The organism is Pseudomonas monsensis (assembly GCF_014268495.2).
In the GTDB taxonomy this organism is placed as follows: domain Bacteria; phylum Pseudomonadota; class Gammaproteobacteria; order Pseudomonadales; family Pseudomonadaceae; genus Aquipseudomonas; species Aquipseudomonas monsensis.
This window is the reverse complement of sequence record NZ_CP077087.1, coordinates 1372716-1387080: the sequence shown is the minus strand read 5'-3', so window position 1 is coordinate 1387080 and position 14365 is coordinate 1372716. Positions and strand designations below refer to the sequence as shown.

At 59.7% G+C, this 14365-nt stretch carries 11 protein-coding genes; 7 read left to right on the top strand and 4 right to left on the bottom strand.

The genetic code is table 11. From position 1 onward, the window contains the following. Window positions 1–3 precede the first annotated feature (3 nt). The 4 genes from HV782_RS05875 to HV782_RS05860 all read right to left on the bottom strand — a co-directional run bounded on the left by HV782_RS05875 (window position 4) and on the right by HV782_RS05860 (window position 3754). A complete protein-coding gene (locus HV782_RS05875) occupies window positions 4–246 on the bottom strand; it encodes a MoaD/ThiS family protein (RefSeq protein ID WP_016985014.1) in 243 nt (80 codons plus the stop codon). Further along, complete coding sequence (gene moaC / locus HV782_RS05870; protein ID WP_186745497.1) at window positions 243–716, bottom strand: cyclic pyranopterin monophosphate synthase MoaC; 474 nt, start codon at window positions 714–716, stop codon at window positions 243–245. The genes HV782_RS05875 and moaC overlap by 4 nt, the downstream gene beginning before the upstream one ends. Before the next feature lie 169 nt (window positions 717–885). Further along, on the bottom strand, window positions 886–2280 hold the full coding sequence (locus HV782_RS05865; protein WP_128614819.1) for a PhoH family protein: 1395 nt from the start codon (window positions 2278–2280) through the stop codon (window positions 886–888). Between the two features lie 349 nt (window positions 2281–2629). Then, a complete protein-coding gene (locus HV782_RS05860; protein WP_186745499.1) occupies window positions 2630–3754 on the bottom strand; it encodes a polysaccharide deacetylase family protein in 1125 nt (374 codons plus the stop codon). Window positions 3755–4081: 327 nt separating this feature from the next. Between HV782_RS05860 and yaaA the strand changes: the two genes are divergently transcribed. The 7 genes from yaaA to algG all read left to right on the top strand — a co-directional run bounded on the left by yaaA (window position 4082) and on the right by algG (window position 14363). After that, window positions 4082–4861 (top strand): peroxide stress protein YaaA, encoded by a 780-nt coding sequence (gene yaaA / locus HV782_RS05855; protein ID WP_186745501.1) that lies wholly within the window; start codon window positions 4082–4084, stop codon window positions 4859–4861. Window positions 4862–5673: 812 nt separating this feature from the next. After that, complete coding sequence (locus HV782_RS05850) at window positions 5674–6990, top strand: nucleotide sugar dehydrogenase (RefSeq protein WP_123464844.1); 1317 nt, start codon at window positions 5674–5676, stop codon at window positions 6988–6990. 98 nt (window positions 6991–7088) lie between these two features. Beyond that, window positions 7089–8570: a mannuronan synthase gene (gene alg8, locus HV782_RS05845; RefSeq protein ID WP_177490524.1), complete on the top strand. Its 1482-nt coding sequence runs from the start codon at window positions 7089–7091 to the stop codon at window positions 8568–8570. Window positions 8571–8605: 35 nt separating this feature from the next. Next, on the top strand, window positions 8606–9775 hold the full coding sequence (locus HV782_RS05840; RefSeq protein ID WP_123464840.1) for an alginate biosynthesis protein Alg44: 1170 nt from the start codon (window positions 8606–8608) through the stop codon (window positions 9773–9775). Window positions 9776–9784: 9 nt separating this feature from the next. Further along, a complete protein-coding gene (gene algK, locus HV782_RS05835) occupies window positions 9785–11287 on the top strand; it encodes an alginate biosynthesis TPR repeat lipoprotein AlgK (protein WP_186745503.1) in 1503 nt (500 codons plus the stop codon). Beyond that, on the top strand, window positions 11284–12765 hold the full coding sequence (locus tag HV782_RS05830) for an alginate export family protein (protein WP_186745505.1): 1482 nt from the start codon (window positions 11284–11286) through the stop codon (window positions 12763–12765). Before algK ends, HV782_RS05830 begins: the two co-directional genes overlap by 4 nt. Before the next feature lie 26 nt (window positions 12766–12791). Beyond that, window positions 12792–14363 carry a mannuronan 5-epimerase AlgG gene (algG, locus tag HV782_RS05825; RefSeq protein ID WP_186745507.1) on the top strand — a complete coding sequence of 524 codons (1572 nt, stop codon included), beginning with the start codon at window positions 12792–12794 and terminating at the stop codon, window positions 14361–14363. Window positions 14364–14365: the final 2 nt, after the last annotated feature.

Here is a 14365-nt window from a genome sequence, read left to right as displayed (position 1 = left end):
GCCTCAGCCTCCGGTCACGGTGGGGAAAAACGCCACTTCGTCGCCATCGACCACTGGCTCGTCGAGCTGGCAGAGATCCTCGTTGCGCGCACACATCAGGTTCTGCTCGCTCAACACCTCGGCGCCGTCACGTTGCGCGAGCAATGCGCGCACGTCATCGACAGTGGCGAAATCACCTTCGACCTTTACCGAATCAACCCCCAGCGCCTCACGGTAACGGGCGAAAAACTTCACGGTCAGGTTCATGGCTGCTCCGCCTGAAAGTGCCCGCTCTTGCCGCCGATTTTCTCCAGCAGACGTACGCTTTCGATGGTCATGCCGCGATCCACGGCTTTGCACATGTCATAGATGGTCAGCGCGGCGACGCTGGCAGCGGTCAGGGCTTCCATCTCGACGCCGGTCTGCCCGGAGAGCTTGCAACGGGCGACGATGCGCACGCTGTCATCGCCTTCAGCGCTGAGTTCGACTTTGACGCCGGTCAGCATCAACGGATGGCACAGCGGGATCAGATCGCTGGTCTTCTTCGCGGCCTGAATGCCGGCAATGCGCGCCACGGCAAACACGTCGCCCTTGGGATGGCCGCCGCTGACGATCATCTGCAGCGTTTCGGGGAGCATGCGCACCAGCGCTTGAGCCGTCGCTTCACGGAACGTCACGGCTTTTTCGGTGACGTCGACCATGTTGGCGCGACCTTGGGAATCGAGATGAGTCAGCACGGGGGCCTCCTTGAGGCAGCTGCAAGCGGCAAGCTACAAGCGGCAAGTTAAAAGCGCGGTAGGCAGGCGTCAGGAAAGCTCGCATTTAAACAGCCGAAAGCCGCAAGCTTCAAGCGGCAAGTGAAGTTCACTTGGACCACTTGCAGCTTGCGGCTTGGAGCTGCTCCTCTCAGAGGTGAGATTCGGCGTATTCGGCCAGGATCGAGCGAGGCACCCCTTGCAGGGTGATGTGCACACCGTTGGGGAAGTCCTTGAAGCGTTCGGTCAGGTAGGTCAGCCCGGAGCTGGTCGCGGACAGGTAAGGGGTGTCGATCTGTGCCAGGTTGCCCAGGCACACCACTTTGGAACCGGCGCCGGCCCGGGTGATGATGGTTTTCATCTGGTGCGGCGTGAGGTTCTGGCATTCGTCGATCAGGATCAGGCTCTGCTGGAAGCTGCGACCGCGAATGTAGTTGAGCGATTTGAACTGCAACGGCACTTTGCTGAGGATGTAGTCGACGCTGCCATGGGTGTTTTCGTCATCCATGTGCAAGGCTTCGAGGTTGTCGGTGATGGCGCCCAGCCAAGGCTCCATTTTTTCCGCTTCGGTGCCGGGCAGGAAGCCGATTTCCTGGTCCAGACCCTGCACGCTGCGGGTGGCAATGATGCGCCGATAACGCTTGCTGACCATGGTCTGTTCGATGGCTGCGGCCAGCGCCAGAATGGTTTTACCGGAGCCTGCGGCACCCGACAGGTTAACCAGGTGAATGTCCGGATCGAGCAACGCGTACAGCGCCAGACTCTGATAGATGTCGCGTGGCTTGAGCCCCCAGGCTTCCTGGTGCAGCAGCGGTTCCTGATGCAGATCGAGGATCAGCAGCTTGGCCTCGTCGATCTCCTTGATCCAGCCCACGAAGCCCTGTTCATCAATGATGAACTCGTTGATGTGCACCGCAGGAAGGTTGTCGATCAGTTGCACCTGGTGCCAGGTGCGACCGTGATCCTGACGGGTTTCGACCTTGCTGACGCGGTCCCAGAAGGAGCCGGTCATGTTGTGGTAGCCGTTGGGCAGCAAGGACACGTCATCGACCAGTTGGTCGGTGCTGTAATCCTCGGCATCAATCCCGCAGGCGCGCGCCTTGAGGCGCATGTTGATGTCTTTGGTAACCAGCACTACCGGTTTTTTCGGATCGCGAGTGTGCAGGTCGATCAGTTGGTTGATGATTTTGTTGTCGTTCAGATGCTCGGGCAGAATCAGACTCGATTCGGCCTGCTTGCTCATCAGAATTGACAGCAAGCCCTTCGGACCGCCCTTGCCACGCTGGATCGGTACACCCAGTTCAACGTCTTCCGGGGAAGCATCGCCCAGGGTCTTGTCGATCAGCCGGATGGCCTGGCGGCACTCGGCCGCGACGCTGTGATGCCCGCTCTTGAGCTTGTCCAGCTCTTCGAGCACGGTCATCGGGATCGCGACGTGGTGTTCTTCGAAATTCAGCAGGGCGTTTGGATCGTGAATCAATACGTTGGTATCGAGTACATAAAGGATTGGCTGGTTGGAAGAAGGGCTACGTCCGTGATCATCCATACTCGGTCACCTTTGTGGGAGCCATTCGACGCAATACCTCGGCGGTGCTGCGCCTCGAAGTGACTGCCGAATTCACCTGCGAAGCTCTTGTTCGAGGAGCAGATGAACTGCACACAAAATGGGTCTTGGGAGACGCCACCTGTGTTGCAGGTTTCGGCGGTCTGTCTTCGTAATACTCCAAAACCCATGACATAAAAAAGCACTTTGACGGTTTTTTTAAGTTTATTTTGCAAAGTGACGAAAAGCCCTTGGCGGACTCCCCCGACACCGTTAGAGTCGGAAGTCCGCCCGCATCGTTTTCTTCAAGAAAATCGCCCCAAGCCCAATGTTTCCGGGCTTTTTCCGCTTATCAGCGAAACGCGTCCTGACAATCTTCCCAGCCGATACCGCTTTGTGCGGTCTGCGTGATCAGCCACGGCAACGACGTCTTCACCGCATCCTGTTTCATGTTGAAATTGATCACCCCGTGCCGCCACAACAGCATCAGGGTCAGCACCCGCTGCGCACTCGCACTGCCCTTGAGTTTGCCGGCGCCGTCCTGTGCATCTATGTCCCACAAGGCCACTTGCAGGCCCTGGGTATTGAAGAAACCTTGTGCATCACTGCGGCGCTGCCCCTCCGGCGGCCGGAACAGCGGCACGTAGTTTTCCGGCAACTTGCTCTTCACCAGATCAGCACTGCGACGTACCGAGTCCTGCCAGTCCTGCCAATAGCTGTGGGAGCGGAACTCCCAGCCCTGCACGCCGACACACTGTTTCGAGAACTCTGCTTGCAGGTTGTTCACCGAGCGATCGGCCAGACGTGCCTGAATATCCTTGCCCAAGACAAAGAATGTCCCGCTCAGATTCGCCTTGCGCAGGTAGTCCGCGAGCCAGTCAGTGTTGTCCGGCTGGAGGTTTGCGGCGCTGTCGAAAGTCAGCAGAAACAGCCGGTCATGCATCTGGTCGCCATTGCGCTCGTAGTCTCCGAAACGATCGACTTCGCTGCTGGTCTGCGGCGACAGCGCGGCTTTGCGCATCAGTTCGTCGAGGTACTGCACATGGAAGATCCGGCTCGGTTCGGCCCATTTGGTGTAATAGCTGTCGTCACTGACCACAAACTTGGCAGCCTGCTCGCGCAGGGTCGGCAGGTCTTCGACGAGGAAACAGAACGACGCATCCTGATCGCAGCTTTGCTGGGCATAGTTGTAGTTGCTCAGCAGACGTTGCCACACGCGTTGGCGCAGGCTGTTGATCGCGTCGATATTGACCGTGCGCAGGCCCAGACGCTGGGCCAGTGCGGTTTCGTCCAGCGACTCGGTGCCGAGCAGGACTCGGGCGAACATCAGGATTTCCGCCCGTGACGCCACGTCGAACAAGGTCGGATTGCCGAGCTGTTCCGGCCAGGTACTGCGATCCAGCGTCGCAACATCGCCCGGTGCCGCTACGGCACCGAAGCTCAACAGCCACGCGGTGAAGAAAAGAACAATGCGCAAAGGGATGTCTCCATAACAAAACCCGCGCGGCACTATAGCTGATGTGCAAGGTTGAAGGACGCCGCCCTCACCCCAGCCCTCTCCCGGAGGGAGAGGGGGCCGATCTGTGTGGATTTCAAATTCAGCATTCAACTCAATAGCTCAGTTCGGCGTAAATCTACAGTCCTACGCGTTCAACTCCCTCGCCCTCCGGGAGAGGGCTGGGGTGAGGGAAAAATCCACCAGCCGTCGCAAATGCCGACCTTGGCACATACCTATAACCCCCATAGCTGGAGTCAACTCGGACAACCCCCTAGAATCGCCCCCACGATTAAAGGAGACGACTTCATGCTGATGGTGATTTCCCCCGCCAAGACCCTCGATTACGAAACACCGCCGGCGACCCAGCGCTTCACCCAGCCGCAATACCTCGATCACTCCCAGGAACTGATCCAGCAACTGCGCGACCTGACCCCGGCGCAGATCAGCGAATTGATGCACGTGTCGGACAAGATCGGCGGGCTCAACGCTGCGCGCTTCGGCAGCTGGACGCCGGCGTTCACCCCCGAGAACGCCAAGCAGGCGCTGCTCGCGTTCAAAGGCGACGTCTATACCGGTCTCGACGCGCAATCCTTCAGCGAAGCCGATTTCGACTATGCCCAAAGACACCTGCGCATGCTCTCCGGCCTCTATGGTCTGCTGCGTCCCCTGGACCTGATGCAAGCGTATCGCCTGGAAATGGGCACCAAACTGGCCAACGCCCGCGGCAAGGATCTGTATGCCTTCTGGGGCACACGCATCAGCGAATGGCTCAACGAAGCACTGGCCGAACAAGGTGATGACGTGCTGCTGAACCTGGCCTCCAACGAGTACTTCTCGGCGGTCAAGCGCAGTGCCCTGAACGCACGGATCATCAACACCGAGTTCAAGGACCTGAAGAATGGCCAGTACAAGATCATCAGCTTCTACGCCAAGAAAGCCCGTGGCCTGATGAGCCGCTTTGTGATTCAGGAACGCATCAACGATCCAGCCGCCCTCAAACAGTTCGATGTACAGGGCTATCGCTACAGTGCCGAGCAATCGAAAGTGGACAATCTGGTGTTTTTGCGCGACCACGCTCCGGAATAAAGCATGCCGGTTGCACGACGCTTTCTATAAAGAGTCGTGCAGCTCGCACGATGTCAAAAATCCCCCGCCGCATTTCGCCACTTTATTGGCGCCATAAAATCGTCCCCTCAAATTCTAATTTTAGTTTCACTCGACAGCCCCGCTTTTTTTCAGTAGTGGCACGTAAATTTTTTTACGGTAGTGGCACAAAACTATCTAGCGCGATTACACACCGATTAATAAAGGCCCAAGTCGAAAGTGCTATCAATTTGCGACCAGTGCCATCTTTATCAATATTTCAAAAAATTTCAGTTTTCGCGATGAGCGGGTAGGAACTATGTCCAAATGCATAGCTCATACCACCGGTAACGATTATCGCCGAGTTTGTACGAGATAACTTACGCAGTGCAGAAAACCATGTAACCAAGTTGTCACGGCAACTTGCCTAGATGGTTGACTCAACTGGACAACAAACGAAGGACAGGAGATACGCACCATTAATATCCCCTACAAGGCCATGGCCGCCCCCCTATAAACGTGCTCGCAAGAGCACCCAACCGCTTGATTTACGGGACTTTTCTCCTGTCATCAAGCGTGTAAGACGATTGCACGAGACTCTTCTGAAGAGAAGAGCGGCTGCATAACAGGGCAAGTCATAACAACAAGGCCTGTTTACGCACATCTTGAGTGCACCTATTTAGACACTCGAAACTTAGTCTGCCTGCACACGGCATTGTGGCGCCTGTATGCCGCACTTTCGAGTGCACTAGTGTCCGCTGCACACCATTAACTCCGGCCATCTAATGGCTTGATAAAACACAGAGGTAATTGCGATGCGCATCAGCATATTTGGTTTGGGTTACGTTGGCGCTGTCTGTGCCGGTTGCCTGTCTGCACGGGGCCATGACGTGGTTGGCGTCGATGTTGCCAAAGACAAGATCGACATGATCAACGCCGGCAAGTCGCCGATTGTCGAACCGGGCCTGGGCGAACTTCTGGAGCAAGGTATCCAGACCGGTCGTCTGCGCGGTACGACCAACTTCGCCGAAGCGATTCGTGACACCGACCTGTCGATGATCTGCGTCGGTACACCAAGCAAGAAGAACGGCGACCTGGAACTGAACTACATCGAAGCGGTGTGCCGCGAGATCGGTTTCGTGCTGCGTGAAAAATCCACCCGCCACACCATCGTGGTTCGCAGCACCGTGCTACCGGGCACCGTCGCCAACGTGGTGATCCCGATCCTCGAAGACTGCTCGGGCAAGAAGGCCGGCGTCGACTTCGGCGTCGCGGTCAACCCGGAGTTCCTGCGCGAATCCACCGCCATTGCCGACTACGACCTGCCACCGATGACCGTTATCGGCGAATTCGACAAGGCTTCGGGCGACGTTCTGCAATCGCTGTACGAAGAACTCGACGCACCGATCATCCGCAAGGACATCGCCGTTGCCGAGATGATCAAGTACACCTGCAACGTCTGGCACGCGACCAAAGTGACCTTCGCCAACGAGATCGGCAACATCGCCAAAGCCGTCGGCGTCGATGGCCGTGAAGTGATGGAAGTGGTCTGCCAGGACAAGACCCTCAACCTGTCCCAGTACTACATGCGCCCAGGCTTCGCCTTCGGCGGTTCGTGCCTGCCGAAAGACGTGCGTGCCCTGACCTACCGCGCCGGTTCGCTGGACGTCGAAGCGCCGTTGCTCAACTCGCTGATGCGCAGCAACGAATCGCAAGTGCAGAACGCCTTCGACATCGTTGAAAGCCACGACAAACGCAAAGTCGCCCTGCTCGGCCTGAGCTTCAAGGCCGGCACCGATGACCTGCGCGAAAGTCCGCTGGTGGAACTGGCCGAAATGCTGATCGGCAAGGGCTACGACCTGAGCATCTACGACAGCAACGTCGAGTACGCCCGTGTGCACGGCGCGAACAAGGACTACATCGAGTCGAAAATCCCGCACGTGTCGTCCCTGCTCAACTCGGACTTCGATTCGGTGATCGACAACTCCGACGTGATCATCCTCGGCAACCGCGACGAGAAATTCCGCTCGCTGGCCCAGGAAGCGCCGCATGGCAAGCAGGTCATCGACCTGGTGGGCTTCATGTCCAAAGCCACCAGCGCCGGTACACGCACCGAAGGTATCTGCTGGTAAAGCAGCGCCAAGCGACAAGCCTCGGGCTGCAAGCCAAAGCGTTTCACTTGCAGCTTGAGGCTTGCAGCTCGAAGCCTCTCTTACCTTGGATGACGTCGATGACCAAGCTCAAACATTTCTTTCTGCAATCCGCCGGCTGGCTGTTGTTTTTAAGCCTGCTGATGGGCCTGGCCTTGATGCTGCCCGCGTCCACATTCGACTCCGAGTCGAAGGACTTTATTTTCCTGATTGGCGCCGTGGGTATCTGGCGCTACTCGATGGGTGCAACGCACTTTGTGCGCGGCATGATTTTTCTCTACCTCGTTTACCCGCACCTGCGCCGCAAAGTGCGCAAGCTGGGTAAAGCGGCGGACCCGTCGCATGTGTTTCTGATGGTCACCAGTTTCCGTATCGACGCGCTCACCACGGCGCAGGTCTACAGCTCGGTAATCCGCGAAGCCATCGACTGCGAACTGCCGACCACCGTGGTCTGCTCGATCGTGGAAATGTCCGATGAGCTGCTGGTGAAAGCGCTCTGGGCGCGGATGAATCCGCCAGACCGCGTGAAGCTCGACTTCGTGCGCATTCCCGGCACCGGCAAGCGCGATGGCCTGGCCTATGGTTTCCGCGCGATCTCCCGTCACCTGCCGGACGACCGCGCCGTGGTGGCCGTGATCGACGGCGACACCGTGCTCGGCGAAGGCACTGTGCGCAAGACCGTGCCGTGGTTCCAGCTGTTCGGCAACGTCGGCGGCCTGACCACCAACGAGTTCTGCGAAGTGCGCGGCGGCTACATCATGAGCGAATGGCACAAGCTGCGTTTCGCCCAGCGCCACATCAACATGTGTTCGATGGCCCTGTCCAAGCGCGTGCTGACCATGACCGGTCGTATGTCGGTGTTCCGCGCCACCGTGGTGACCAACCCGGAATTCATCGCCGACGTCGAAAGCGACTCGCTGCAACACTGGCGCCTGGGCCGTTTCAAGTTTCTCACCGGCGACGACAAGTCGAGCTGGTTCAGCCTGATGCGCCTGGGTTACGACACCTTTTACGTACCGGATGCGGCGATCAACACCGTTGAACACCCGCCGGAAAAGAGCTTCATCAAGGCCAGCCGCAAACTGATGTTCCGCTGGTACGGCAACAACCTGCGCCAGAACTCGCGAGCGCTGGGCCTGGGGGTCAAACGCCTCGGCGCCTTCACCTCGGTGGTGCTGTTCGACCAGCGCGTGTCGATGTGGACCTCGCTGCTGGGCCTGACCGTGGCAATCATCGCCAGCTTCAAGTACGGCGGCGCGTTCATCCTCGCCTACCTGCTGTGGATCGGGATCACCCGCCTGATTCTGACCCTGCTGCTGTCGTGCTCGGGTCACCGGATCGGCCCGGCCTATCCCGTGATTCTGTATTACAACCAGATCGTCGGTGCGCTGGTGAAGATCTACGTGTTCTTCCGCCTCGACCAGCAATCCTGGACGCGCCAACCCACTTCCCTGACCCGTGATCTCGCCAGCTTTCAACGTTGGTTCAACACCTGGTCGTCTCGGACCATGACCTTCTCCGCCGGCAGCATTTTCGTCGCCGTGCTGCTGATGATGGTCTGACCTGCCCCTATTGAATTAACAAGGAAATCGCCCCCATGAATACCGCCGTCAACGCCAACGTAGTGCATGAATCCGAAGCCCAGCGCCAGCACGCCCGCGTGAAAATCCCGGCCAAGCTGCGGTTCTTCGGCCCCGACCGGACCCCGCTCGAAGCACGGGTCCTCGACCTGTCCGCCGGTGGTCTGGCGTTCAACGCCGGGCAAATGCCCCTGACCATTGGCCAGGTGTACAAGGCACGCCTGCAATTCGTCATCGACAACCTCGGCATCGGCATGGACGTTGAACTGCAAGTGCGCTCCTTCGACCGCCAGACCGGCCGCGCCGGTTGCCAGTTCCAGAACCTCGAGCCGCAGGATATTTCCACCCTGCGCCACCTGATCACGTCGCACCTGGCTGGCGACATCGTCAGCATCGGCGAAGTGCTGGCGACCCTGCAGCGCGACAACTTCACCAAGGCGCGCAAGGTCAAGGACGGCGGCAGCGGCATGACCCCGTTCGGGCGTCTGAAAGCGGTGACCTTCAGCGCCGGCATTTTCGCCATCGGCCTGGTGGCGTTCGGTTTCGTGTTCAAGTCGGTATACGGCATGTACTTCGTCAGCCACGCGCAGGCCGGTCTGGTCAGCGTGCCGGGGATGAACATCACCATGCCGCGTGACGGCACCGTGCAGAGCCTGGTCAAGTCCGACGGCGTAGCGGCCAAAGGCGCACCGCTGGCGACCTTCAGCACCAGCATGCTCGACGTGCTCAAGGGCCATCTGGACGAAGATCAGTTGCAACCGGCCAAGGTTGAAGAGCTGTTCGGCAAGCAAATGACCGGCACCCTGACCTCCCCTTGCGATTGCACCGTAGCCCAGCAACTGGTGGCTGACGGTCAGTACGCGAGCAAGGGCGACGTGATTTTCACCCTGGTTCCGCGCAACACCCAGGCCACCGTCGATGCGCGCTTCTCCTATCGCCAGTTCGGCGACGTGCGTCCGGGTACTTCGGTGAGCTTCCAGATCGCCGGCGAAGACCAGACCCGCACCGGCAAGATCGTCAGCAGCACCAGCCTGAAAAGCGCCGACCTGTCCTCCGACATCCGCGTGCAGATCCAGCCGGACCAGCCGCTGGACAGCAGCTTCGCCGGCCGCCCGGTGGAAGTGAACAGCGACCGTGGCCCGAACCTGAACTGGCTGATCGACAAAGCCATGGCTGCCGGTCTTTAAGTCGAGGACATGCCTGTGACCTTTTTTCTGAGAACACCACAATCCCTGTGGGAGCTGGCTTGCCAGCGATGGGATCAATGCGGTCTAGCTGAAAAACCGAGTCGCCTGAATCGCTGGCAAGCCAGCTCCCACAAGGGATCAGTGTGCGCGTTGGCATTGGCAGTCAGTCTGGCCGGTTGCGCCGGTCTGCCCGATCAACGCCTGGCCAACGAAGCGCTCAAGCGGGGCGACACCGCCACCGCCGCGCAGAACTACCGAGCCCTGGCAGATCTGGGTTACAGCGAGGCGCAAGTCGGCCTCGCCGATATCCAGGTCGACAGCCGCGACCCCGAGCAGATCAAACAGGCCGAAGCGACTTACCGCGCCGCCGTCAGTGTTTCGCCGCGTGCTCAGGCGCGTCTCGGCCGCTTGCTGGTGGCCAAGCCGGGTTCCACTGAAGCCGAGCACCACGAAGCCGAAAGCCTGTTGAAAAAAGCCGCCGCCCATGGCGAAGGCAATACGTTGATCCCGCTGGCGATGCTGTACCTGCAATACCCGCACAGCTTCCCCAACATCAACGCCCAGCAACAGATCGACCAGTGGCGCAAATCCGGTTACCCGGAAGCGGGTCTGGCGCAAGTGCTGCTGTATCGCACCCAGGGCACCTACGACCAGCACCTGGATGACGTGGAAAAGATCTGCAAAGCCGCGCTCAACACCACCGACATCTGCTACGTCGAACTGGCCACGGTCTATCAGAAACGTGCCCAGCCGGAGCAACAGGCCGAGCTGATCAAGCAAATGCAGGCCGGTTACAGCCGTGGCACCGTCACTGCGCAGCGTGTCGATTCGGTGGCCCGTGTACTGGCCGATTCGACCCTGGGCAAGACCGACGAGAAGACCGCGCAATCGCTGCTCGAACCGATCGCCCCGGGCTATCCGGCGTCGTGGGTGACCCTCGCGCAACTGCTCTACGACTTCCCGGAACTGGGCGACGTCGATCAGATGATGCAGTACCTGGACAACGGCCGCGCCGCCGACCAGCCGCGCGCCGAGCTGTTGCTGGGCAAGCTCTACTACGAAGGCAAACTGGTGCCGGCCGACGCGAAAGTCGCCGAGGAACATTTCCAGAAAGCCGTTGGCCGCGAGGTTGCCGCCGACTATTACCTCGGCCAGATCTATCGCCGTGGTTACCTGGGCAAGGTCTATCCGCAGAAGGCCCTCGACCATCTGCTGACCGCTGCGCGCAACGGCCAGAACAGCGCCGATTTCGCCATCGCCCAACTGTTTTCCCAAGGCAAGGGCACCCAGCCCGACCCGGTCAACGCCTACGTCTTCAGCCAATTGGCCAAGGCGCAGAACACCCCGCAAGCCGATGAACTGGCGACCACCCTCGCAGCGCAATTGCCGCCCGAGCGTCTGGCCGAAGCCCAACGCCTGCTGCAACAGGAACAGGCCAGCCGTGGCGCCCTGAATCAGAACACGCTGCAACTGCACGCCCTGCAAGAAGAAGACGGCGAGGAATCCCTATGAAGTTGAATCCCTTTGTGAAGGCCGGCATTGGCCTCACGTTCGCGCTGATCTGGTCTTGCCCGACACTGGCCGCGATCACTGAATCGAAGAACTTCGGCCTGGAAGTGAAAATCACCGGCCAGTCCGAAGACGACCGCGACCTCGGCACCGCCAGTGGCGGCGACGTCAACGGCTTGGGCCTCGACCTGCGTCCGTGGGTCTACGGCGAAAGCGGTGCGTGGAGCGCCTACGCCATGGGCCAGGCCGTGACCTCGACCGACATCATCGAAACCGACACCCTGCAACAATCCGACGGTGAACAAGCCACCGACAACGGTGATCGCAAAACCAAGAAAAACTATCTGGCGATGCGCGAATTCTGGGTTGGCTACAGCGGCCTCACCCCATACCCGGGCGAGATGCTCAAGTTCGGTCGCCAGCGCCTGCGCAATGACGACGGCCAATGGCGCGACACCAATATCGAAGCGCTGAACTGGACCTTCGACACCACCCTGCTGCGTGCCAACGTCGGCGTCGCCGAGCGTTTCAGCGAATACCGCACCGACCTCAAAGAGCTGGCGCCGAAAGACAAGGATCGCCTGCACGCCTACGCCGACGCCGCTTACCAGTGGACGCCAGGGCAATGGGTCGGCATTCGCGGTCATCACACTCACGATGACGGCAAACTCGATTACGCCGAGCCGGGCGTCCCGCGCGACTCGCTGGATAAAACCCAGAACGGTGACATCAGCTGGCTCGGCCTGACCGCCGACAGCGACGCCTACAACTGGCGCAACACCAACACCGTCAACTATTGGGGCAGCATCACCGGCATGAGCGGCGACCGTGACACGGTCAACGCCCTCAACGCCGATGGCTCGCGCCCGGCACAAGCCAAGCGCAGCGAAGACGTCAACGGCTGGGCCACCGACATCGGTGTGCGTCTGCGCATTGATCCGCAATGGCAAGTCGGCGGTGCCTATGCCCGCGCCAGCGCCGATTACGAGCAGAACGGTCTGGAGAGCAACCGCTCCAACTACACCGGTACCCGCTCGCGGGTGCACCGTTTCGGCGAAGCCTTCCGTGGCGAAATGAACAACATGCAGACCGCCACCCTGTTCGGTTCCTGGATGGTCAACGACGAGTACGACGCCAGCCTGATCTACCACAAGTTCTGGCGTGTCGACGGCAACAAGCCGGTCGGCAGCAACGGCATCAATGCGGTGGAAAACAACACCGACGACGCCACCGGCGCGATTCTTTCCAGCACCTCGCTGCCGCTTGAAGACGGCAACAAGGACCTCGGTCAGGAGATGGACCTGGTCGTCACCAAGTACTTCAAGCAAGGCTTGTTGCCGGCCGCCCTGAGCCAGTCGATCGACGAGCCGTCGGCCCTCGTGCGCTTCCGTGGCGGTGTGTTCAAGCCGGGCGATGCCTACGGCAAGCAGGTTGATTCGTACATGCACCGCGCGTTCATCGACGTGATCTGGCGCTTCTGATGCAAACCGCCAAGGGAGTGCCCGACATGATCAGCACCAGGACAGGCTCACTCAGCCTGCTGGCCGGCGCGATGCTGCTGGCCAGCGCCAGCGCCTTCGCGACTGTGGAACCGCTTAAGCCGGTGACCACCGCGAAAGAGCTGCAACAAGCCAAGACCTACACCGTCAGCAGCGCACCCACCGAGGCGCTGAATCTGGCCGCGCCGAAACTGCCGGACATTTCCGGCTACACCGCCGAAGCCGCCGCCGCGAAAATCGTTCGCAGCAAAGCAGGCAAAGTCAGCGTGCGCCGGATGATGCAGGAAGACGCGCTGAAGGACTTCATCGGCGGCGACAACAAGATGGCCGAATGGGTGGTGCGTCAGCACGGCATCCCGCAGGCGATCTTCGTCGACGACGGTTACCTGAACCTCAAGGATCTGGCGCAGAAACTGCCCAAGCAGTATTTCAGCGAGACCTCGCCGGGCGTGTACTTGTCGAAGTTGCCGATCGTGGTCGGCCGCAAAGGCATCCTCGAAATCGACGGTCAGACCCAGGAACTGCGCCTGTCGCAAGAGGCCGGTGCATTCATGGTCAACGACGGCCAACTGTTTGTGCGTGACACCAAAGTCACCGGCTGGCGCGAAAAGGACAACGGCCCGGCAACGTTCCGTTCGCCGAAGGAATTCCGTCCGTTCCTGCTGGCCTGGGGTGGCACCGAGACCTACATCGTCAACAGCAAGATGGCCAGTTTCGGCTACGCCAACAGTAAGTCGTACGGGGTGAGTATTTCCCAGTACACGCCGAACATGGCCAAGGTGCTCAAGCGTCCCGAGCCGACCGGCTGGATCGTCGGTTCCGAGTTCTCCGACATGTGGTACGGCTTCTACTGCTACGAGACCCGCGACTTTGTGGTCAAGGGCAACACCTACAAAGACAACATCGTCTACGGCATCGACCCGCACGACCGTTCCCACGGTCTGATCATTGCCGAGAACACCGTCCACGGTACGAAGAAGAAGCACGGGATCATTATTTCCCGTGAGGTCAACGACAGCTTCATCTTCAACAACAAGAGCTTCGACAACCACCTCTCGGGCCTGGTGATCGACCGTAACAGCGTCAACAACATCATTGCCTACAACGAGATCTACAAGAACCACACCGACGGCATCACGCTCTACGAGTCCGCCGACAACCTGCTGTGGGGCAACAAGGTCATCAGCAACAAGCGCCACGGCATCCGCATTCGTAACAGCGTGAACATCCGCCTGTACGAAAACGTCGCCATGGCCAACGGCCTGACCGGCGTCTACGGCCACATCAAGGACCTGACCGACACCGACCGTGACATCAAGCTCGACCCGTTCGATGCCCAGGTGTCGCTGATTGTGGTTGGCGGTGAACTGGCGGCCAACGGCAGCGGCCCGCTGTCGATCGACTCGCCCTTGAGCGTCGAGCTGTATCGCGTGTCGATGCTGGCGCCGACCAAATCCAGCGGCATCAGCTTCAACGGCATCCTCGGCGAGCGCCAGGATGAAATTCTCGACCTGCTGGTGCGCCAGCAGAAAGCCGTGCTGATCGACCCTGTCGAACGCCAGACCGAAATGCAGGACTGAGG